Annotated in this window: 21 protein-coding genes and 1 pseudogene; 13 read left to right on the plus strand and 9 right to left on the minus strand. The window is 62.7% G+C overall.

Annotated features, from left to right (window positions below):
• The first annotated feature begins 56 nt into the window (after positions 1-56).
• Positions 57-2,390: a glucose/quinate/shikimate family membrane-bound PQQ-dependent dehydrogenase gene (locus M1D34_RS10730; protein ID WP_498781718.1), complete on the plus strand. Its 2,334-nt coding sequence runs from the start codon at positions 57-59 to the stop codon at positions 2,388-2,390.
• Positions 2,391-2,439: 49 nt separating this feature from the next.
• Here the strand turns inward: M1D34_RS10730 and bla are convergent.
• Positions 2,440-3,322 (minus strand): annotated as a pseudogene (gene bla, locus M1D34_RS10735) (class A beta-lactamase).
• A gap of 286 nt (positions 3,323-3,608) precedes the next feature.
• Between bla and M1D34_RS10740 the strand changes: the two are divergent.
• Together M1D34_RS10740 and M1D34_RS10745 are read left to right on the plus strand one after the other, a co-directional pair.
• A complete protein-coding gene (locus tag M1D34_RS10740; protein ID WP_003537590.1) occupies positions 3,609-4,022 on the plus strand; it encodes a MerR family transcriptional regulator in 414 nt (137 codons plus the stop codon).
• Positions 4,023-4,211: 189 nt separating this feature from the next.
• A complete protein-coding gene (locus M1D34_RS10745) occupies positions 4,212-4,715 on the plus strand; it encodes a GNAT family N-acetyltransferase (protein ID WP_003537587.1) in 504 nt (167 codons plus the stop codon).
• Between the two features lie 20 nt (positions 4,716-4,735).
• On the opposite strand, the gene M1D34_RS10750 is transcribed toward M1D34_RS10745, so the two are convergent.
• The 3 genes from M1D34_RS10750 to M1D34_RS10760 all read right to left on the minus strand — a co-directional run bounded on the left by M1D34_RS10750 (position 4,736) and on the right by M1D34_RS10760 (position 7,064).
• The gene (locus M1D34_RS10750; protein ID WP_498778991.1) at positions 4,736-5,650 is read right to left on the minus strand and encodes a c-type cytochrome; all 915 of its coding nucleotides are present in this window, start codon (positions 5,648-5,650) and stop codon (positions 4,736-4,738) included.
• Positions 5,651-5,771: 121 nt separating this feature from the next.
• Positions 5,772-6,218 carry a c-type cytochrome gene (locus tag M1D34_RS10755; protein WP_498778993.1) on the minus strand — a complete coding sequence of 149 codons (447 nt, stop codon included), beginning with the start codon at positions 6,216-6,218 and terminating at the stop codon, positions 5,772-5,774.
• A gap of 207 nt (positions 6,219-6,425) precedes the next feature.
• Entirely contained in the window at positions 6,426-7,064 is a 639-nt protein-coding gene (locus M1D34_RS10760) for a LysE family translocator (RefSeq protein ID WP_010968961.1), read from the minus strand.
• A gap of 127 nt (positions 7,065-7,191) precedes the next feature.
• On the opposite strand from M1D34_RS10760, the gene M1D34_RS10765 reads away from it, so the two are divergent.
• A complete protein-coding gene (locus M1D34_RS10765; RefSeq protein ID WP_003537240.1) occupies positions 7,192-7,905 on the plus strand; it encodes a helix-turn-helix transcriptional regulator in 714 nt (237 codons plus the stop codon).
• Between the two features lie 65 nt (positions 7,906-7,970).
• Here the strand turns inward: M1D34_RS10765 and M1D34_RS10770 are convergent, their stop codons facing one another.
• Complete coding sequence (locus tag M1D34_RS10770; protein ID WP_003537242.1) at positions 7,971-8,573, minus strand: superoxide dismutase; 603 nt, start codon at positions 8,571-8,573, stop codon at positions 7,971-7,973.
• A gap of 232 nt (positions 8,574-8,805) precedes the next feature.
• Here M1D34_RS10770 and M1D34_RS10775 point away from each other — a divergent pair, with 232 nt between their 5' ends.
• Complete coding sequence (locus M1D34_RS10775; RefSeq protein ID WP_015007324.1) at positions 8,806-9,216, plus strand: VOC family protein; 411 nt, start codon at positions 8,806-8,808, stop codon at positions 9,214-9,216.
• 147 nt (positions 9,217-9,363) lie between these two features.
• On the opposite strand, the gene M1D34_RS10780 is transcribed toward M1D34_RS10775, so the two are convergent.
• Entirely contained in the window at positions 9,364-10,245 is an 882-nt protein-coding gene (locus tag M1D34_RS10780) for a branched-chain amino acid aminotransferase (protein ID WP_498778997.1), read from the minus strand.
• A gap of 155 nt (positions 10,246-10,400) precedes the next feature.
• Between M1D34_RS10780 and M1D34_RS10785 the strand changes: the two genes are divergently transcribed.
• The 5 genes from M1D34_RS10785 (at position 10,401) to M1D34_RS10805 (ending at position 14,984) form a co-directional block, all read left to right on the plus strand.
• Positions 10,401-11,441, plus strand: coding sequence for a zinc-dependent alcohol dehydrogenase family protein (locus M1D34_RS10785; protein WP_010968959.1), 1,041 nt, complete (start codon positions 10,401-10,403; stop codon positions 11,439-11,441).
• 68 nt (positions 11,442-11,509) lie between these two features.
• The gene (locus M1D34_RS10790; protein WP_010968958.1) at positions 11,510-12,061 is read left to right on the plus strand and encodes a phosphatase; all 552 of its coding nucleotides are present in this window, start codon (positions 11,510-11,512) and stop codon (positions 12,059-12,061) included.
• A 180-nt stretch (positions 12,062-12,241) separates the two neighbouring features.
• Positions 12,242-12,904 (plus strand): haloacid dehalogenase type II, encoded by a 663-nt coding sequence (locus tag M1D34_RS10795; protein WP_003537251.1) that lies wholly within the window; start codon positions 12,242-12,244, stop codon positions 12,902-12,904.
• A gap of 13 nt (positions 12,905-12,917) precedes the next feature.
• Positions 12,918-13,691 (plus strand): trans-aconitate 2-methyltransferase, encoded by a 774-nt coding sequence (gene tam, locus M1D34_RS10800; protein ID WP_003537253.1) that lies wholly within the window; start codon positions 12,918-12,920, stop codon positions 13,689-13,691.
• Positions 13,692-14,156: 465 nt separating this feature from the next.
• Complete coding sequence (locus M1D34_RS10805) at positions 14,157-14,984, plus strand: aldo/keto reductase (RefSeq protein WP_015007320.1); 828 nt, start codon at positions 14,157-14,159, stop codon at positions 14,982-14,984.
• Between the two features lie 63 nt (positions 14,985-15,047).
• Here the strand turns inward: M1D34_RS10805 and M1D34_RS10810 are convergent, their stop codons facing one another.
• On the minus strand, positions 15,048-15,443 hold the full coding sequence (locus tag M1D34_RS10810) for a hypothetical protein (RefSeq protein ID WP_003536701.1): 396 nt from the start codon (positions 15,441-15,443) through the stop codon (positions 15,048-15,050).
• Positions 15,444-15,733: 290 nt separating this feature from the next.
• On the opposite strand from M1D34_RS10810, the gene M1D34_RS10815 reads away from it, so the two are divergent.
• Both M1D34_RS10815 and M1D34_RS10820 read left to right on the plus strand, forming a co-directional pair.
• Entirely contained in the window at positions 15,734-17,296 is a 1,563-nt protein-coding gene (locus tag M1D34_RS10815; RefSeq protein ID WP_153314699.1) for a helicase HerA-like C-terminal domain-containing protein, read from the plus strand.
• Positions 17,297-17,304: 8 nt separating this feature from the next.
• On the plus strand, positions 17,305-17,517 hold the full coding sequence (locus M1D34_RS10820) for an alkylphosphonate utilization protein (RefSeq protein WP_010968955.1): 213 nt from the start codon (positions 17,305-17,307) through the stop codon (positions 17,515-17,517).
• A gap of 96 nt (positions 17,518-17,613) precedes the next feature.
• Here the strand turns inward: M1D34_RS10820 and M1D34_RS10825 are convergent, their stop codons facing one another.
• Positions 17,614-18,036, minus strand: coding sequence for an organic hydroperoxide resistance protein (locus M1D34_RS10825; RefSeq protein WP_010968954.1), 423 nt, complete (start codon positions 18,034-18,036; stop codon positions 17,614-17,616).
• Positions 18,037-18,144: 108 nt separating this feature from the next.
• Between M1D34_RS10825 and M1D34_RS10830 the strand changes: the two genes are divergently transcribed.
• Complete coding sequence (locus tag M1D34_RS10830) at positions 18,145-18,621, plus strand: MarR family winged helix-turn-helix transcriptional regulator (RefSeq protein WP_010968953.1); 477 nt, start codon at positions 18,145-18,147, stop codon at positions 18,619-18,621.
• Positions 18,622-18,666: 45 nt separating this feature from the next.
• On the opposite strand, the gene M1D34_RS10835 is transcribed toward M1D34_RS10830, so the two are convergent.
• Positions 18,667-19,446: a L,D-transpeptidase family protein gene (locus M1D34_RS10835; RefSeq protein WP_014529109.1), complete on the minus strand. Its 780-nt coding sequence runs from the start codon at positions 19,444-19,446 to the stop codon at positions 18,667-18,669.
• Positions 19,447-19,503: the final 57 nt, after the last annotated feature.

Below are 19,503 nucleotides of genomic sequence, written 5' to 3' on the forward strand. Positions count from 1 at the left end.
ACCGTCCACGACCAGTCGTGCCGACGGCACGTTCTCAACCTCGGGAGCTCGAATTGATGGTCATCGTCCTGACCGCCGTCGTCTTCGCCGTGATCGGCCTCGCCCTCGGTGGGGGCGGCACGCGGCTCCTGCTGCTCGGCGGTAGCCCGTATTATCTCATCGCCGGCTTGGGCTTTCTGCTCACCGCGTTTTTGCTCTTTCGCCGCCGCGCCGCCGCGCTTTGGGTCTATGCGCTGGTCGTTCTCGGGTCGCTCGCATGGGCGATCTGGGAGGTGGGCTTCGATTGGTGGCAACTCGGGCCTCGGGGCGGCGTGATCATCCTGCTCGGGCTGTGGCTGCTAACCCCATGGATCCGGCGACCCCTCGGCTTCGTCAGCCCCACCGGCGAGCAATATGGGGCAAGCGCCTGGCCGCTTGCACTGGTGAGCCTCCTCTCGGTCGGTGTCGCCCTCTATTCGATGACGCAGGACCCCCATGACATTCGCGGCGATCTGCCCGGCGAAGTCGCGGCGAACGCGAACCTCGGGGGCAACGTACCGCCGGGCGAATGGCACCAATATGGTCGCACGCCCTTCGGTCAACGTTACTCCCCGCTCGACCAGATCCGTCCGGAAAACGTCGCCAACCTGCAGGTGGCGTGGCAATACCAGACCGGAGACGTGAAGCTGCCCGAAGACGTCAGCGAAACCACTTATCAGGTGACGCCGCTGAAGGTGAAGGACACGCTCTATGTCTGCACGCCGCACAACTGGGCGATCGCGCTCGACGCAGCCACCGGTCAGGAGAAGTGGAAATACGATTCCAATTCCGGCATGAACCCGGATCGCCAGCATCAGACCTGCCGCGGCGTCACCTATTGGGCCGATCCGGCCGCAGCGCCCGGCAGCCCCTGCGCCGAGCGCGTCTATCTGCCGACATCGGACGCCCGCCTGATCGCGCTCGACGCGACGAATGGCGAGGTCTGCACCAGCTTTGCCGACAACGGCGTCCTGCATCTCGAACAGGGCATGAAGCACAACCCCGCCGGCTACTACTATTCGACCTCGCCGCCCGTCGCCGTCGGCGACAGGCTCATCATCGGCGGGGCGGTCAACGACAACTATTCCACCACGGAACAGTCCGGCGTGATCCGCGCTTTCAACATCAACACCGGCGCACTCATCTGGAATTGGGACAGCGGGAATCCGGACGTAACGGCGCCCCTCCCTCCGGGTCAAACCTACACCACCAATTCGCCAAACAGCTGGTCCGTCTTCAGCTATGACGAAGGGCTCGGCCTCGTCTACATCCCCATGGGCAACCAGGTGCCCGACCAGCTCGGCATGGGCCGCAGCGAGCATGTGGAGAAATACTCCTCCTCCATCGTCGCCCTGGACATCAATACGGGCGCGGTACGCTGGGTACGGCAGACGGTGCATCACGATCTCTGGGATATGGACGTACCCGCCCAACCTGCCCTTCTCGACATCACGAGAGAGGACGGAACCGTCATGCCGGCACTCGTCGGGCCTACCAAGCAGGGCGACATCTATGTGCTCGACCGGCGAAGCGGGGAGCCGATCATCCCGATCGAGGAAGTACCCGCTCCCGGCGGTGCGATCCCCGAGGATTTCACGGCCCCCACCCAGCCCGTCTCAGGTCTCACCTTCATGCCCCCGCCGCTCATGGAGCGCGACATGTGGGGGATCAGCATGTTCGATCAGCTTGCATGCCGCATCGAATTCAGAACGCTGAAATACGAGGGACGCTACACGCCGCCTTCCCTCGAGGGGACGATCGTCTATCCCGGCAATTTCGGGACTTTCAACTGGGGCTCCGTCGCCGTGGATCCGGAGCGCCAGGTGATGTTCGGGATGCCGACCTATCTCGCCTTCACCTCGCGGCTCGTTCCGCGCGACCAGATCGCCCCGAAGGGCGAGGGCGAAAAGGGTAGCGAACAGGGCCTCAACCGCAATGAAGGCGCACCTTACGGGGTTTTTATGGGTCCGTTCCTCGGCCCGCTCGGGATTCCCTGCCAAGCCCCGCCATGGGGCTATGTCGCAGGCGCCGATCTCAGGACCGGCAAGATCGCCTACAAGCACAAGAACGGCACGGTCTACGACATGACGCCGCTGCCGCTGCCCTTCAAGCTGGGCGTGCCGGGCATCGGCGGACCCATGATAACCAAGGGCGGGCTCGCTTTCCTGGGTGCCGCGGTTGACGATTATTTCCGGGCTTACGACCTGACCACGGGCGAACAGCTCTGGGAAGCGCGGCTTCCGGCCGGCGGCCAGTCGACGCCGATGACCTATACGGTCGGCGAGAAGCAGTATGTCCTGATCGTCGCGGGCGGACACGGTTCGGTCGGCACCAAGCCGGGCGACTATGTCATCGCCTATACGCTGCCCTGACGCACGAACCGGAATGACGGGCGCGCTCGCATGAGCGCGCCCGCAGCCTTCAGGCCATGTCGGCGACGATTCTGCCGATATCGGCGAAGACCGGGTTCAGATCATCGAGCGGCGCCTTGGCCTCGCCGGTATAGACGCAGATCAGGATCGGGCCACGGCCCTCAGGCCAGGCGACGGCGATGTCTGAAACCGCACCGGTCATACTCGTTCCCGTCTTGTCTCCGATCCGCCAGTCCTGGGGCAGGCCCGCCCGCAGCCGCGCATCACCGGTCTTGTTCGCGACCAGCCAATCGATGAGCTGCTTGCGTCCTTCTTGCGAAAGGACTGGTCCCAGGACCAGTTTTCCGAGCGTGTCGAGCATGGCGCCCGGTGTCGTGGTGTCGCGCGGATCGCCCTTCCTGGCTTCGTTCAGGTCGGGCTCCGTACGGTCGAGGCGCGTGGTCTCGTCGCCGATCGAGCGCAGCCAAGACGTCAGGCCGTCGGGGCCCCCGAAGCTTTCGAGCAGCAGGTTGCCGGCGGCATTGTCGCTGATGGTGATCGCCGCCTCGCAGAGTTCCGCGACCGTCATGCCGTTGCCGCCCACATGCTTTTCCGTCACCGGCGAGTGAGGCAGCAGGACCTCCTTGCCGAAGGTGATCCGCCGGTCGAGCTTTTCCTCCCCGCGATCGACGCGCGCAAGCCGCCGCAAGCGCCTTGAAGGTCGAACACATGGCGAAACGCTCGGCCTCCCGGTGCCCGAACGAGATGTTGGTCTCTGTGTCGAGCACGGCGACGCCGAGGCGTCCGCCGGTACGCTCTTCAAGCTGGCGAAGCCGCTCGGTCACGTCATCCTCCGCCGCGCCGGACGCAAGCGCGGGCGTTCCCAGGACGAATGCCGGATAGAGCATGGCCGACGCGGCCAGCATTGCTCGGCGGGTTATGTGCAAAGGCATGTCTTCCTCCGTCTGTGCGGCTCAAGCGCCGAGACATAGCTAAATTATTGATTTGGAATATTATTCCTATCGATTCCGACGGTCGAATCGCTAAAGGGCGATTGCGGCGGGCTTGTGCCCGAAGGTGCGCTCTTCGATACGGGAACGAACCCCGGATGCCGCTTTCCAAGCTTGATCGACGGCGGATCCTGCCCATATAAAGCTCTAGAGACTAGAGTATTTGAAAAGCGCTGTGACGGTTTTCCGTCCGGAAGTGCGTAGTTTCAATGTTGGAGAAATGGGGCGCATGTATACGATCGGCGATCTTTCCCGGCGGACGGGCGTAAAAATCCCGACCATCCGCTATTACGAGCAGATGGGTCTGCTCGCGGCACCGGAGCGCTCGGAGGGCAATCAGCGCCGCTATGAAAAGCGTGAGCTCGAAACGCTCGCTTTCATCCGCCACGCACGCGACCTCGGACTTTCGATAGAGGCGATCCGGGACCTCCTGGCACTGAGCGAGCATCCGGAACGCCCCTGCGGCGAGGCGGACCGCATCGCCACCGAGCATCTTGCCTCCGTGCGGGAAAAGATCGCCCAGCTCAGAAGGCTGGAGCATGAGCTCGAGCGCATCGTCGCCTGCCATGGCGACCACACGATCGGCGATTGCTATGTGATCCGCGCGCTCGCCGACCACTCGCTGTGCGGAAACGAGCATTGAAATTCCTCGTTGACAAATTCCGGGATTTGGACAATCTACGCGCATGATCAAGAACGCGCCCATTTCCAGCGTATATTTTTGGCTGTTCCGATAGGAGCGGCCTGCTGATCATATTCAACAAGGCCGCCATCAGGCGGCTTTTGTTTTTCACGGCACCTGATGGCGGCAGAGAACCATCAGGAGCCGAGAATGCTGCAGACCGTCACCCCTACCCTTCAGCCCGTTCCGTCGGCGCGTGCGCCGATGGTGACGATCCGTTGCGCCAAGCCACGTGATCTCGCCGAATTGCGCGAGATGGTCGCCGAGCTTGCCGCCCATCACGGCGATGCCGCGACGATCACCCCCGAACAGCTCGAGCGGGATCTCTTCGGACGCACGCCCTGGATCACGGCACTGGTCGCAGAAGCCGGCGGCGCGTTGATCGGTTATGCCATTCTCGTCCCGCAATACCGGGCGGCCGAAGGTGCCCGCGGCATGGAAATGCACCACCTCTTCGTCCGCCCCGGTCACCGCGGCACCGGCATCGGGCGCCACCTCGTGGCCAAGGCTCGCGAGCAGGCGAAAATGGCGGGCTGCGACTACCTCTCGGTCAGTGCCGCCACCGGAAACTTCCAGGCGCACCGTTTCTACGAGTCCGAGCGCTTCGTGCCGCGCCCGGTAACCGGCATGCGCTACCTGCAGAAACTCGGGTAAGGGGGCCGCGGTCGCTCCGGTTACAGCGCCGGCAACGCCTTGAGGTAGGCCGCGATCGCATCGCGGTCGGAGGCCGGCAGCTCTGCCATGTTCTTCTGAACCTCGACCATCGAGCCGCCGACCGTGTCGAAATCCGGCGTGAAGCCGGTTTCGAGATAGGAGGCGATGTCGGATGCACTCCAGTCCCCGATACTTTTCGAAGACGGCGTGATGTCGGGGATTCGGCCTTCGCCTTCAGGATTGGGTGCGCCGGCGAGCCACCGGTCCTCCTCGAAACCGCCAAGCGCATCGCGCGGCGTGTGACATTCGCCGCAATGACCAGGACCCTCCACGAGGTATTGCCCGCGGGCGAGCTTGGTGTCGGCGGTATTGACCTGAGTACGCGGCTCATCGCTCAGATACAGCAGCTTCCATGCTCCGAGCGCCAGGCGGACATTATAGGGGAACGCCAGATCGTGCGAAGGTGTCCCGTTGCTGCTCTTCGGCAGCGTCTGCATGAAGCCCCAAAGGTCGTTCACGTCCTTGGCGGTCATCCGGATATAGGAGCCGTAGGGGAAGGAGGGATAGAGATGCTCGCCGTCCTTTCCGACGCCGCGCGTCATGGCGTCGCCGAACTCCGCAAGCGTCCAGTTGCCGATGCCGACGGTTTCATCGGGGGAGATGTTGGGCGGATAAAACGTGCCGAAGGGGCTCTTCAGGGTACGGCCGCCGGTAAGGACGAGCCTCTGGTCGTCCTTGGCGCCCGGAGCGGAGTGGCAGCTGACACAGCCGCCTGCCCAGAAGATCTGTTCGCCATTGGCGAGATCGGGCTCGCCGAGCCCCTCCCAATGGGCGGCGTCCCAACGATCCGGCTTGGTCAACCACCAGGCGAGACTCGCTCCCGCCACCACCAGCAGGACCAGACCAGAAAGCAGATACCTCGCACGCCGGCCCATGGGCTCCTCTTGAGATCACGAATGCGGATGACAACGGCCGGTGGGCTTTCGACCTGCTTGCGGAGAGATCGCGCCGGCGAACCGGCGCGCTTCAAAACGGGTTAGAAGAACCGTCTGATCGTCAATTCTTCTTCAGGCGGTAGGTCTCGTGACAGCTGCTGCAGTCCTTTCCGAGAATGCCGAGTGCGGCGCCGACACCGGCCTGATCTGCGGGCAGTTGGGCAAGGATCTTTTCAGCGTCACCGCCGAGCTTGGCGGCCTTTTCCTTGAAGTCCTCCATGTTATCCCAGATTTTCGGGCTCGCTTCGGTTTCCATTCCCGTTTCAGAGCCGGCCGGGAAGTGATTCGGGAAGACCTTCACCGTCTCGCTGATCGTCGCCAGAGATGCTTTGACGATCTCGGCGTCATAAGGCTTTTCACCCTTGGCGATGCCGCTGAGTTCGCCCGTCGCCTTTCCCACCTTTTTCATCAACTGCTGACGCACCGCCTGCGGCTCGTCGGCCGCCGTCACGGCGGTCACGCCCAGGCCCGCCAGGGCTGCGGCAAGCATAAGAGCTCGTATCTTCATCATGTTCTCCGGTCTGACCCGCTTCCGGGGCGTAGTGTTGAAGCGCCGGCATGATGGCATTTTGGGTTTTCTACGGAAGTAACTTTTTTTTGATGTGCTTGCCGATTCAGCACAATTCGCCGCGCAGGTACCTGGCCGCGCGGCGACGTCTTCAAAAGTTCAAATATATGAATATAGAACTCATCTTTCTACTTGATCGACCGCGTCTCAAGCAGCCCCGCTCCAGCCATGCCATACCGTGAAGACGGCGATGACGACGAGGAGGAGACCGGCGAGCCGGCCGATGGTGACCGTGGCACCGGGGCTGCCCACGAGGAAATCACGCCCGCGCCCGGCGGCAAGTGCAAGCCCGCCATAGACCGCAAGCTGCGTCAGCGCGATCATCACGGCCATGACGGCCGCCTGGGACCACACCGGACCGAACTGCGGCTTGAGGAACTGCGGGTAGACGGCAAGCATGAAGAGATAGGCCTTGGGATTCATAAGGCTCGTCAGTGCACCCTGGCGAAAACTCGCCCAACGCGACAGCCGTGCTCCTCCTTCGACACCGCTGATGGTGATGGAACTGCGCAGGAGCGAAAAACCGATCCAGGCGATATAGGCCGCGCCGGCAGCGAGCAGCAGGTTGAAGAGCTGGGGCACCAGATGCAGGACGACGCTGACGCCAAGGGCCGCATAGAGCGTGTGCAGCACGCCGCCTGCCACGATACCGGCCGTTGCCGAAAGCCCGGAAGCGCGCCCGCCGGTCATCGCATTCGCGAGGACGAAAACCATGTCCATGCCGGGAACGATGATGATGCCGAAGAGAAGGGTGAAAAAGAGCCAGAGGTTTTCCGCATAGGTCATGTCAGTTGCTCATCCGATTTCCGTGATATCTCAAGGGCGGATTGTTTAGTTTCAACCCGTTGGCGCGTGTTATATCTTTCTCCAACTGACAAGGTCGTGTCAGGAGTGAGCAGATAGAGGGCGCTTCATGCGCAAGGCGTCGCGTCTTTTCGAAATCATCCAGATGCTGCGGCTCGCCCGTAAACCGGTGACGGCGGCGGAAATCGCCGACGCGCTGGAGGTGACGCCCCGTTCGATCTACCGGGACATCGCCGCCCTGCAGGCGATGCGCGTGCCGATCGAGGGCGAGCGTGGCATCGGCTATATCCTGAGGCCCGGCTTTGACCTGCCGCCGCTGATGTTCTCGATCGAGGAGACGGAGGCGATCGTGCTTGCGCTTGCGCTTCTTGCACGCACCGGCGACGAGGAACTGAAGGCGGCGGCACGGCGCGTCAATCAGAAGATCACAGGCGCCGTGCCGGAACCGCTGCGCAAGGTCTTCCAGTCACAGGCGCTGCACGCCTGGGGCACGATCGCCTCGCCGCCGCCGGCGGCCGACTTGGCCATGATCCGGCGGGCGATCCGTGACGAGCAGAAGCTGGTGCTGGACTATCGCGACGAGCTTGGGCGCGCGACCGAGCGCACGGTACTCCCGCTTGCGCTGATCTATTATTCCGAACACGCGATGATGGTCGCGTGGTGCGAATTGCGGCAGGATATCCGCAATTTCCGCGCCGACCGCGTTGAACACTGCGAACCCGCCGACGCCTATTTCCGCGGCGAAGGCAACCGGCTGAGGCAGATGTGGATTGCGGGATGGCAGACAAATGCGGTTCGGCCGCTCGAGGCGGCGGACGGGTAAGCCGGAGCCCCAACGAAAAGGCCCGGCGCAAGCGCCGGGCCGATTTCCGCTGGTAGAAGCAGCGCTTACTTTGCAGCCGCTTCGTACAGCTCGAGGACGTAATCCCAGTTGATGAGATTGTCGACGAAGGCTTCCAGGTATTTCGGACGCGCGTTGCGATAGTCGATGTAATAGGAATGCTCCCACACATCGACGCCGAGGATCGGGGTTGCGCCGTGGACGAGCGGGTTCTCGCCGTTCGGGGTCTTGGAGATTTCCAGCTTGCCGTTCTTCACGGAAAGCCAGGCCCAGCCCGAGCCGAACTGACCTGCGCCGGCAGCAATGAAATCGGCGCGGAACTTGTCGTAGCCGCCGAGGTCCGATTTGATCGCCGCGTCGAGCTTGCCGGGCAGGCTGGTGCCGCCGCCGCCCTTCTTCATCCACTTCCAGAAGTGAACGTGGTTGTAGTGCTGGCCGGCATTGTTGAACAACGGCTGATTGGTGCCGTAGGACTTCTTGACGATATCTTCCAGCGAAAGATCGGAAAGACCGGCTTCCTCGGCAAGCTTGTTGCCGTTCGTCACGTAAGCGAGGTGGTGCTTGTCGTGATGGTATTCGAGCGTTTCGCGCGACATGTAGGGCGCAAGCGCATCGTAGTCATAGGGAAGGTTCGGCAATTCGAAAGCCATTGTGGCATCTCCTCTTGGCATGGATTTCGTCGGGGAAATCTGTCAGCGGAACATAGGCACCGCCTCGCAGGGAGGCAACCGATGCAGCGTCAAAATTTCGCTAACCCACGCAAAATACTTTCATTGCTTTCGTGACTTCCGCTTGCGCGCGCAAGCGTCTCGACGCGCCGCCTTGCGGTCCTATCTTACGTTATCGAGGGCATGATGCCCAACCGTGCCACAGGAGAAAACGATGGAATTCCACCAGGGACGGCTCATCGATCACGTGCATCTTCGCGTCGCGGACCTTAGGGCGAGCAAGCGGTTCTATCAGGCGGTGCTCGGCGCGCTTGGCCACCAGCCGACCTACGAGACCGACGAGTTCTTTGCGTTCGACGAGTTCTTCGTCGACGCGGCAGAGGATTACCGCACCCGCGTCCACCTCGCCTTCCAGGCCTCGGGCCCCGATGCGGTGCAGCGGTTCTACGACGCCGGACTGGCCAATGGCGGCACCGACAATGGACCGCCCGGAGAGCGAAGCTACCATCCGGGCTATTATGCCGCGTTTCTCCTCGACCCGGACGGCAACAATGTCGAAGCCGTCCATCACGGACCGACCACGCGCTCGTCCGCCGATGTGGTCGTCCGTCCGCTTGAACCGTAACCTTCGAAGAGCGGCTGGCTAGAGCGGGATGAGGAAAAGTGTGTGCGGTTTTCCGCCCGCATCCCGCTCTAACCTATTGGAATCGATCACGTTCATGTTTATAGGTCGACCCGACCTATAAACATCGTGATCTAGCCTGGGAGCAGATCACTCCCTTTCGGTCGCGTGCGCCCAGTCCATATAGAGATCGCGCGCCTTCGCCGTGACCGGACCGGCCTGCAATTCGCGCTGCTCGAGGCGGGTGACGGGCAGCACCTTGGAATAATTGCCCGAGGTGAAGATTTCGTCGGCCCCCTCGAAATCGGCCATGGTCAAGCTGGTTTCGATCACTTCGAAGCCTGCCTGGCCGAGAAGCCCCATCACGCGCGAGCGGGTGATGCCGGCGAGGAAGGTCCTGTTGGCGGCCGGCGTGAAGACCACGCCGTCCTTCACCATGAAGATATTCGAGGAGCCGGTCTCCGCGATGTTGCCGAGCATGTCGCGCACCAGTGCATTGTCGAAACCGCGCGAACGTGCCTCGTTGAGGATGCGGGCGTTGTTGGGATAGAGGCAGCCGGCCTTGGCATCGGTCGGCATGCATTCGAGCGTCGGCCGGCGGAAGGGAGAGAGCGTCAGCGACGAGCCGGCATGGCCGTTGCCCATCGGCGCCTCGAAAAGGCAAAGCGCGAAGCGTGTCGATTCAGGGTCCACCGCAACGACGCTCCAGGATCCGTGCTCGCCCCAATACATGGGCTTCACATAGATCGCCGTCTTGCCGTCGAACTTCTTCACGCCTTCCCAGGCCAATCCCTCGATCTCCTCGGCCGACATCGTCGGCTTGAGACCCAGAGCCTCGGCGGAGCGGTTGACGCGCTGGCAATGGAGGTCGAGATCCGGCGCGATGCCGTCGAACCAGCGGGCGCCGTCGAATACGGTCGAACCGAGCCACATCGCATGGGATGTCGGGCCGATCAGCGGCGGGTTGCCGGCAAGCCACTCGCCGTCGACAAAGGTCCAGGTGGTGGATCGTGGGGATGTATCGACGGCCATCGGTGCCTCCTTCTTTTCTTCACGCACTTCCGCTCTAGCCGGAAAAAGCAGCATGAGGGTGAATGGGTACATCAAAAAATGTCATGGCGTCCATTCTGTCGCCCTCCCGAGCGACGTGTCAGAATGATGAAAACGCCCAAAGGGAGAGATCGCCGATGAAAGCGATGTACTACGATGCCTTCGAGAAGATGCCGGAGATCCGGACGCTTCCCGATCCGGCGCCGACCGAGAACGGGGTCGTCATCAAGATCGAGGCGACCGGCCTTTGCCGCAGCGACTGGCACGGCTGGATGGGGCACGACCCGGACATTCGTCTTCCGCATGTGCCGGGCCACGAACTGGCGGGCACGATCGCGGCCACCGGGCGCGGGGTCCTCCGCTACAGGATCGGCGACCGGGTGACGGTACCCTTCGTTTCCGGTTGCGGCCGCTGCTTCGAATGCAGCTCCGGCAATAGCCAGGTCTGCGAAGCGCAGTTTCAACCGGGTTTCACCCACTGGGGCTCGTTCGCGGAATATGTGGCGATCGATTTTGCCGAGCAGAACCTCGTGCATCTGCCCGAGACCATGGATTTCGCAACGGCGGCGAGCCTCGGCTGCCGCTTCGCAACCTCTTTCCGTGCGGTCGTCGACCAGGCCCGCGTCAAGGGCGGTGAGTGGGTGGCAGTGCACGGCTGCGGCGGTGTTGGCCTCTCGGCAATCATGATCGCCGCCGCACTCGGAGCCAATCCAATCGCCATCGACATCTCGGAGGAGAAGCTCGCCTTCGCCCGGACGCTCGGGGCGGTCGCCACCATCAACGGCCGCGAGACGGAGGACGTCGCGGGAGCTGTCAGGGAACTCACCCGAGGTGGCGCCCACGTCTCGCTCGATGCGCTCGGCTCGCCCGTTACCTGCTTCAACTCGATCAAAAATCTGCGCCGCCGCGGCCGGCACGTCCAGGTCGGACTTATGCTGGCGGAGCAAGCGACGCCGCAGATCCCGATGGCGCAGGTGATCGGCCATGAGCTCGAGATCTATGGAAGCCACGGAATGCAGGCCTGGCGTTACGATGCCATGCTGGCGATGATCACCGCCGGGAAGCTGAACCCGAAGGCGTTGATCGGCCGTGAGATATCGCTCGAAGAGGCGGCGCCGGCACTGGCTGCGATGGACCGGGCGACGGACCTCGGCATCAGTGTCATCACGCGGTTCTGACCCGGATTCCGGTCGCGGGCCGGCGCTGCTATTCTGCCGGCAACCCGAGACGAATCAGGAGGCACGTCATGGCTCTTGCGGTTCAGGCTATCGAGAACGCCTACTATCGGCCCGTTCTCGGCACGAATCCGGCGCATCCGAACGATTGGCCGGTGCGCCTCATCGTGAGCTCGCAAACCGAGGCGCGGCACAATCGCGCGCTATGGGCGCCGACGCATCTCGTCTCGATCCGAGCGCCCGCGACGCGTCTGCTTTCGATGATCGACCTGCCGCCGGAGCGGCACCTGGAACTCCGCTTCGGCGACACCATCGACCCGGATGCCCCGGATGCTGCGCGTCCGGCGGCGATCGAGGCGACGTTCGCCTTCATCGACAGCCTGCCCGAAGAGGCACATTTGCTGATCCACTGCCTCAGGGGCATCGGGCGCTCGACGGCGCTGACCCTCGGCGTTCTGGCGCGCTATATGGGACCGGAGGAGGCTGCGGCAGCGCTTCACGCGCTGCGCCCGGAGGCGAAGCCGAACCGGCACGTGCTCGGCCTTTTCGACGCGGCTCTCGGGCTCAAGGGCAAACTTGCGAAACAGGCGCTGCGTTTCCCGGCAAAGGTTTGGAAAGATTGAACGAAGGCGGGCGACGAAGACATTGTGCGGCGCACAAAGTTTTGACATGATGCACGCAAAAGAATGCTGAGGCACAGCGTCTCCGACGCAATGCCACAAGCCCCTGCCCGGCGGCCACGCGCGCGATATGGTGAAAACCTCCGGCGCACCGCCCGGACGGTGGATAGACGGGAGAACTCGATGTCTTACGCGGCCTATGTCTTCGACGCCTATGGCACGCTTTTCGACGTGCATGCGGCCGTACGCCGGCACGCCGAGGCGATCGGGCCGGACGGCCAGGCCTTTTCGGAACTCTGGCGCGCCAAGCAGCTCGAATATTCCTGGGTGCGCTCGCTGATGGGCGCCTATGTCGACTTCTGGGAACTGACCGAGCAATCGCTCGACTACGCCTTTCAGCGCTTCCCCTCCGCCGATCCCAAGCTCAAAAAGCCTCTTCTCGATGCCTATTGGGCGCTCGACTGTTATCCGGAAGTTCCCGCGGTCCTCAAGGGATTGAAGGAACTCGGCGCCCGTATCGCCATTCTTTCCAACGGTTCGCCGGCCATGTTGGCCTCGGCCGTCAAGAACGCCGCCCTTGATATCATCATCGACGACGTTTTCTCGGTGGATGCCGTCAAGGCGTTCAAGACGGCACCGGCTGTCTACGATCTGGTGACGACGAGCTACCGGCTCTACCCCCAGGCGGTCTCGTTCCAGTCCTCGAACCGGTGGGATATCGCCGGCGCCACGAAATTCGGTTTTCGCACGGTCTGGATCAACAGAGCCGACGGGCCGGATGAATACAAGGACCATGGTCCTTCGCTGATCCTCCCCTCGCTCGAAAGCTTGCAATTCGGCATATGAAGGAGCCACGCCCATGTCCTGGTCGGCAGCGCAATATGCCAAGTTCGAGGACGAGCGGACGCGTCCGGCGCGCGACTTGCTGGCGCAGGTACCCGATCTGCCCGCTGGCCCCGCCTTCGACCTCGGCTGCGGCCCGGGAAATTCGACCGAGTTGATCCTCGCACGATTTCCGGGCAGCCCGCTTACCGGCATCGACAGCGACGATGACATGCTTTCGGCCGCGCGCACCCGCTTGCCGGACCTGCGCTTCGAAAGAGGCGACCTCGCTGCCTGGACGCCGCCGGCGGAAAGCGCGCTCTTCTTCGCCAATGCGGTCTTCCAGTGGCTGCCGGAGCACGTCACGCTTTTCGAGCGGCTCATCCTGGCGCTTGCGCCCGGCGGAACGCTCGCGGTGCAGATGCCCGACAATCTCGATGAACCGACGCATCTTCTGATGGAGGAAACGGCAGAGGAGTCCGCCTTCGCCCCGGCCTTCGCCGGCCGCACCATTCGGCGCAGGTCCCTGCCTTCACCGGCGACCTATGTCGAAAGGCTCGCCTCGAAGGAGGTCCGGGTCGATGTCTGGCACACCGTTTACTATCACCAGCTCGCGAATGCGAACGCGATTGTCGAATGGGTGAAGGGCACGGGATTACGCCCCTATCTCGACGCGCTGCCCACCACCCAACGCGCCGGCTACCTTGCCGCCTATGCCGAAAAGATCAGGAAGGCCTATCCGGCGATGAAAAATGGGCGCGTGCTCCTGCGTTTCCCTCGGCTTTTCATCGTGGCGACAAGAAATCTCTAGAGCGGGATGAGGAAAAGTGTGTGCGGTTTTCGCTATTGGAATCGATCACGTTCATGTTTTTAGGTCGACCCGACCTAAAAACATCGTGATCTAAGGCCTGTTGAGATTTGGATTTCCTGCCGCGGCTTGTTTGATCTCCTCATCCCTGTGCTCGTCACAGGGATCCAGCCAGACCAAGTCCTTGGGCTGAAAGACCTCTTCCCGCGCCGCCGACGCGGCGCCGCTGGATCTCTGTGACAAGCACAGGGCGAGAGAAGCGCCATCATCCATCTCGCAGCAACCGTCTTAGACTCCAGATGATCTCAACAGGCCTTAGAGCGGGATGAGGAAAACTGCGCGCGGTTTCCGCCGGCTCGGACAGGCGCGGCCCTGTTTTCCGGACAAGCTTGAAGGCGCGCCTTGCGAGGACAAGTATAGGAGATCGCGCCTCGGCCCCGCCGGGCGCTCGCAGCGAAGGAGTTCTCAATGCATGCAGTCAGTTCCAACGGCGCCAATATTCCCGCGCTCGGCTTCGGGACATTCCGTATGTCCGGAGCGGAGGTGCTTCGCATCCTGCCGCAGGCCCTGAAGCTCGGTTTCCGCCACGTCGACACCGCACAGATCTACGGCAACGAGGCGGAAGTCGGCGAGGCCATCCAAAAGTCCGGCATTCCACGGGCGGACGTCTTCCTGACCACGAAGGTCTGGGTCGACAACTATCGCCACGACGCCTTCATCGCCTCGGTCGATGAGAGCCTGAGAAAGCTGAGGACCGACCATGTCGATCTGCTGCTTCTGCACTGGCCGGGGAGCGACGTGCCGATGGCCGAACGGATCGGCGCGCTGAACGAGGTGCGGAATGCCGGCAAGGTACGCCATATCGGCATCAGCAATTTCAACACCACGCAAATGGAAGAGGCGGCGCGTCTCAGCGATGCGCCGATCGCCACGAATCAAGTCGAGTATCACCCCTATCTCGACCAGACCAAGGTCCTCCAGACGGCGCGGCGGCTCGGAATGTCGCTCACGGCCTACTATGCCATGGCCAACGGCAAAGTGCCTGCCGACCCGCTGCTAACGGAAATCGGCGGCCGCCACGGCAAGACGGCGGCGCAAGTGGCGCTGCGCTGGCTCGTGCAACAGCAGGACGTGATCGTGCTTTCGAAGACGGCGACGGAGGCGCGGCTCAAGGAGAATTTCGCGATATTCGACTTCGCGCTGACGCGGGAGGAGATGGCGGCAGTCCGCGAGCTTGCCCGCCCGGACGGGCGGATCGTCAATCCGCAGGGTCTTGCTCCCGAATGGGATGCGTGAGGGGAAGGCATTCCGGCCGCCCCTCTGGCCGGCAGGCCAGAGGGGGCATTGATCGCGGTGCCGTCAAACGAACTGGCTGAGGCCCGGAACGGAGGCGACCACCTCGTCGACGACTTCGTCGCCCGCCTTCTCCTTGGCAAATGCAATCGTCTCTTTGGCGAGCGCCGTGATCTCTCCCATGCCGAGACCCTGGCTCATCAATTGCTGCCCGAGCGCCATGACGCCGCCGCCGCCGCCGATCGCGGACATCAGGCCGCCAAGAAGGCCGCCACCATTGCTGCCCTCGCCATTGTACTGGGCGACCAGTTCGGGCGCACCGGGGATCGCCTCGATCATCTGGGCGACCGGGCCTTCGGCGGCCTCGCGCTGCAGGAAGCCGAGGATCATCCCGACTGCCTTTTCCGCCGTTGCGGTCTCGATTCCGACATTTTCCGCCACGCGCGTGACCAGTTCACTCATGGAAATCTCCTCAATCGAATTTTGACGTTAACGTCAAGGTAAATGAACGATGCCGGGATGACAAGGGCATCGAAACGAACCCCGAATACCATATCCGCCACCTCCGCAGCATCGTTTCACGGAGCTCGCCAGATGGCAAACCGGCCTTGTTCCCGTCCGCAATCATGTTGCCGGGAACAAACGCACGGCCTATAACAGATCCACGCTATGTTTCGATGACCGACTTTGTGCGACATGCGGGAAATACCCGCTTTCATTGATAAAATTGACAAGACGGAGATGAAGCCCCCATGCTGCAGGAAGGCAAGATCTATATCGGAACCAGCCGCAAGCCGGACGATTCGATCAACAAAGGCGAATATCTGGAGCTGAAGTTCGGCAATCGCCACGGGCTGATCACCGGCGCCACGGGGACCGGCAAGACCGTCACGCTGCAGATCCTGGCCGAGGGTTTTTCCAACGCGGGGGTTCCGGTCTTCTGTGCGGACGTCAAGGGCGACCTCTCCGGTATCGGCGCGATGGGCGAGCCCAAGGACTTCCTGCTGAAGCGCGCCGAACAGATCGGCCTCGACCCATACGATTTCCAGGAATTCCCGGTGATCTTCTGGGATCTCTATGGCGAGAAGGGCCACAGGGTCCGCACCACAATCTCCGAAATGGGCCCGCTGCTTCTGTCGCGGCTGATGAATGCGACGGACGCGCAGGAAGGCGTGTTGAACATCGCTTTCAAGATCGCCGACGAGGGCGGCCTGCCGCTGCTCGACCTCAAGGACCTGCAGGCGCTGCTCAATTACATGGGCGAGAATGCGAGCGAGCTTTCCAATCAGTTCGGCTTCATTTCCAAGGCCTCCGTCGGCTCGATCCAGCGCGAACTCCTGATCCTGGAACAGCAGGGTGCGGAGCATTTCTTCGGCGAGCCGGCGCTGAAGATCACCGACATCATGCGGACCACCAATGACGGGCGCGGCGCGATTTCGGTGCTTGCCGCCGACAAGCTGATGATGAACCCGCGTCTCTACGCGACCTTCCTGCTGTGGCTCTTGTCCGAGCTGTTCGAAGAGCTGCCCGAAGTCGGCGATCCCGACAAGCCGAAGCTGGTGTTCTTCTTCGACGAGGCACATCTGCTCTTCAACGATGCGCCGAAGGTTCTCGTCGAGCGTGTCGAACAGGTCGTCCGCCTGATCCGCTCTAAGGGCGTCGGCGTCTATTTCGTCACGCAGAACCCGCTGGACGTACCGGAGGCGGTCCTCGCACAGCTCGGCAACCGCATCCAGCACGCGCTGCGCGCCTATTCCCCGCGCGAACAAAAGGCCGTCAAGACGGCTGCCGACACATTCCGCCCGAACCCCGACTTCAATTGTGCCGACGTGATCACCAATCTTGGCACCGGCGAGGCTCTGGTCTCGACGCTCGAGGGCAAGGGATCGCCGTCGATCGTCGAGAGAACCCTGGTCCGGCCGCCTGCGTCGCGCCTGGGCCCGCTCACAGATGCGGAGCGGCAGAAGGTGGTGGACGTGAGCCCGGTGCGCGGTCTCTACGACGAGGACTTCGACCGCGACTCAGCCTACGAGATGCTCGCCAAACGTGCGGCCAAGGCAGCGGAACAGGCGGAGGCTGCCCGGCAGGCTGAAGAAAAACCGGCCGAGGATACTTCCGGCGGCAGCCGCTGGACCCTGCCCGGCTTCGGCGACGACGCGGCCGAAGCGCCCTCCGGCAAACAGGGCCGGCCGCGATCCTCCGGCTACAAACGGGAGACCATCATGGAAGCTGCGATGAAGTCGGTGGCACGAACGGTTGCGACCCAGGTGGGACGAGCCCTTGTGCGCGGCATTCTCGGCAGCCTGAAGCGGTAGGGTCGGCCATGGACGTCAAGGATTCGAATGGCGCCGTTCTCAAGGACGGCGACAATGTCATCCTGATCAAGGATCTGAAGGTAAAGGGAACGTCCGCCACGCTGAAGCGCGGCACGTTGGTCAAGGGCATCCGCCTGACGGACGATCCGGACGAGGTCGAATGCCGGGTCGAAAAAATCAAGGGCCTGGTGCTGCGTACCGAGTTTCTGAAGAAGGCGTGATGCGTCCCGATCGATCCCCGACACTTGCTTGCGGCGGAACTGCCGGGGCAAGCCGAAGCCCGGAGTTACGGGCTTCGGTCATCTGCAACGGTCCGATCAGGCCACCGTCAGCTTAACGTCGACATTGCCCCTGGTCGCATGGCTATAGGGGCAAACGATATGCGCCTTCTGGACGAGGTCTTCCAGCACGGCCTTTTCGACGCCGGGTGACGAGATTTCCAGCGCCGCGTCGATAAAGAAGCCTGTGCCGTCGTCGCGGGGTCCGATGCCGACCGTGCCCGTCACCGTCGTGTCTTCCGCAAGCTTTACCTTCTCCTTGCCGGCGACGAATTTCAGTGCACCGAGGAAGCAGGCGGAATAACCGGCGGCAAAGAGTTGCTCGGGATTGGTGCCGCGCGCGCCGTCGCCTCCGAGTTCCTTCGGAACGGTCAGCGTCACGTCGAGAACGCCGTCCTTGCTCTTGGCCTGGCCGGCGCGGCCGCCGGTCGCGGACGCGGTAGTGCGATAGAGGATGGGCATGACAGTCTCCTTCCTTGTGGTTGCCGGATTTATATATCGCAAGATTAAATAGCGCGCAAATTAATTTTGCAAATTGCTTTGCCGGCGTGAATTTGCGACAATGACATCATGACGAGGAAAGCGGCAAAATTCGACGCGGATTCCGATGAGGCGCTGGCGCTCGGACGCCAGCTCTGTTTCGCCGTCTACTCGGCGGCGCATGCCTTCAATCGCGCCTACAAGCCGTTGCTCGACCGCTTCGGGCTGACCTATCCGCAATATCTCGTGCTGCTCACTCTCTGGCAGCAGGACCGCATGACGGTGAAACGAATCGGCGAAGAGCTGGGCCTCGATTCAGGCACCCTTTCGCCTCTGCTCAAGCGGCTGGAAGCAGCCGGCTATGTCCGCCGTGTACGCGATGCGGCGGACGAGCGGCAGGTGATCGTCAGCCTGACGGATGGCGGCCGGGAGCTGAAGGCCGAAGCCTTCGGTATTCTGCGCGACATCGGCAGTGCATCAGGCTGCAGCCTGGAGGAGGTCGGCGAGTTGCGCGACGCGCTGCACCGGCTGACGCAGCGGCTTGCCGGTAGTCGACACGAAAGCTGACAAGAGCACCTGCAGGAAAAGTGCGTAACGGTTTTCCGTCCGGCGTCAGATGACGAGGATCGGCGCCTTGTTGCGCACGCGATCGTAAAGATCGATCACGTCCTGATTGACCATGCGGACGCAACCGGAAGAAACCGCCTTGCCGATCGATTGCCATTCGGGCGTCCCGTGGACGCGATACAGCGTGTCCTGGCCGTTCTGGAAGATGTAGAGCGCGCGCGAGCCGAGCGGATTGTCGAGCCCCGGCGGCATGCCGCCATTATCAGCGGAATATTTCGCCAGCACCGGCTGCCGGGCGATCATTTCGTTCGGCGGCGTCCACTTCGGCCATTTCTGCTTCCACTGGATCAGGCCGCGGCCCGACCAGGCGAAGCCTTCGCGGCCTAACCCGACGCCATAGCGCATCGCGCGCCCGCCCGGCTGCACGAGGTAGAGATAGCGGTCGGCCGTATCGACGACGATCGTGCCAGGGGCCTCACCGAAGGGATCGCCGACTTCCTGGCGATAGAAGCGCGGATCGATCTGTCTGAAGGGCACCTCCGGGATCAGAAAGCCGCCATCCTCCCGCGCCGCGTAGATCTCCGCGTAATAGGCATCCTGCGGCGGCAAGCCGATCGGCCCCTCGCCCACCGGTCCCTCGAAGATCCCGCCCGGGGGGCCGGTCCAGCGGCTTTCGAGCGCGGGATTGCGGTAGACCGGCATCGTTTGCTCGCGGAAGCGGTCCGTATTCATCGAAGAGGTGCAACCCGCAAGTCCGGCGGAGGCGATTGCCAAACCGGATGTGCGGAGGAACTGACGTCGGGACAAAGCTGGCAGTGATGACATCTAACTCTAACGCGTTGTGCTGCACGGAAAGAGTCCACGTGCTCCATTCCGAGGGCC

The organism is Ensifer sp. D2-11, from assembly GCF_054161295.1.

What these genes read in the sequence shown, in the direction of transcription:
- M1D34_RS10730 (WP_498781718.1), top strand. Translation starts at nt 57, where the DNA reads ATGGTCATCGTCCTGACCGCCGTCGTCTTCGCCGTGATCGGCCTCGCC.
- M1D34_RS10740 (WP_003537590.1), top strand. Translation starts at nt 3,609, where the DNA reads ATGTATACGATCGGCGATCTTTCCCGGCGGACGGGCGTAAAAATCCCG.
- M1D34_RS10745 (WP_003537587.1), top strand. Translation starts at nt 4,212, where the DNA reads ATGCTGCAGACCGTCACCCCTACCCTTCAGCCCGTTCCGTCGGCGCGT.
- M1D34_RS10750 (WP_498778991.1), bottom strand. Translation starts at nt 5,650, where the DNA reads ATGGGCCGGCGTGCGAGGTATCTGCTTTCTGGTCTGGTCCTGCTGGTG.
- M1D34_RS10755 (WP_498778993.1), bottom strand. Translation starts at nt 6,218, where the DNA reads ATGAAGATACGAGCTCTTATGCTTGCCGCAGCCCTGGCGGGCCTGGGC.
- M1D34_RS10760 (WP_010968961.1), bottom strand. Translation starts at nt 7,064, where the DNA reads ATGACCTATGCGGAAAACCTCTGGCTCTTTTTCACCCTTCTCTTCGGC.
- M1D34_RS10765 (WP_003537240.1), top strand. Translation starts at nt 7,192, where the DNA reads ATGCGCAAGGCGTCGCGTCTTTTCGAAATCATCCAGATGCTGCGGCTC.
- M1D34_RS10770 (WP_003537242.1), bottom strand. Translation starts at nt 8,573, where the DNA reads ATGGCTTTCGAATTGCCGAACCTTCCCTATGACTACGATGCGCTTGCG.
- M1D34_RS10775 (WP_015007324.1), top strand. Translation starts at nt 8,806, where the DNA reads ATGGAATTCCACCAGGGACGGCTCATCGATCACGTGCATCTTCGCGTC.
- M1D34_RS10780 (WP_498778997.1), bottom strand. Translation starts at nt 10,245, where the DNA reads ATGGCCGTCGATACATCCCCACGATCCACCACCTGGACCTTTGTCGAC.
- M1D34_RS10785 (WP_010968959.1), top strand. Translation starts at nt 10,401, where the DNA reads ATGAAAGCGATGTACTACGATGCCTTCGAGAAGATGCCGGAGATCCGG.
- M1D34_RS10790 (WP_010968958.1), top strand. Translation starts at nt 11,510, where the DNA reads ATGGCTCTTGCGGTTCAGGCTATCGAGAACGCCTACTATCGGCCCGTT.
- M1D34_RS10795 (WP_003537251.1), top strand. Translation starts at nt 12,242, where the DNA reads ATGTCTTACGCGGCCTATGTCTTCGACGCCTATGGCACGCTTTTCGAC.
- tam (WP_003537253.1), top strand. Translation starts at nt 12,918, where the DNA reads ATGTCCTGGTCGGCAGCGCAATATGCCAAGTTCGAGGACGAGCGGACG.
- M1D34_RS10805 (WP_015007320.1), top strand. Translation starts at nt 14,157, where the DNA reads ATGCATGCAGTCAGTTCCAACGGCGCCAATATTCCCGCGCTCGGCTTC.
- M1D34_RS10810 (WP_003536701.1), bottom strand. Translation starts at nt 15,443, where the DNA reads ATGAGTGAACTGGTCACGCGCGTGGCGGAAAATGTCGGAATCGAGACC.
- M1D34_RS10815 (WP_153314699.1), top strand. Translation starts at nt 15,734, where the DNA reads ATGCTGCAGGAAGGCAAGATCTATATCGGAACCAGCCGCAAGCCGGAC.
- M1D34_RS10820 (WP_010968955.1), top strand. Translation starts at nt 17,305, where the DNA reads ATGGACGTCAAGGATTCGAATGGCGCCGTTCTCAAGGACGGCGACAAT.
- M1D34_RS10825 (WP_010968954.1), bottom strand. Translation starts at nt 18,036, where the DNA reads ATGCCCATCCTCTATCGCACTACCGCGTCCGCGACCGGCGGCCGCGCC.
- M1D34_RS10830 (WP_010968953.1), top strand. Translation starts at nt 18,145, where the DNA reads ATGACGAGGAAAGCGGCAAAATTCGACGCGGATTCCGATGAGGCGCTG.
- M1D34_RS10835 (WP_014529109.1), bottom strand. Translation starts at nt 19,446, where the DNA reads ATGTCATCACTGCCAGCTTTGTCCCGACGTCAGTTCCTCCGCACATCC.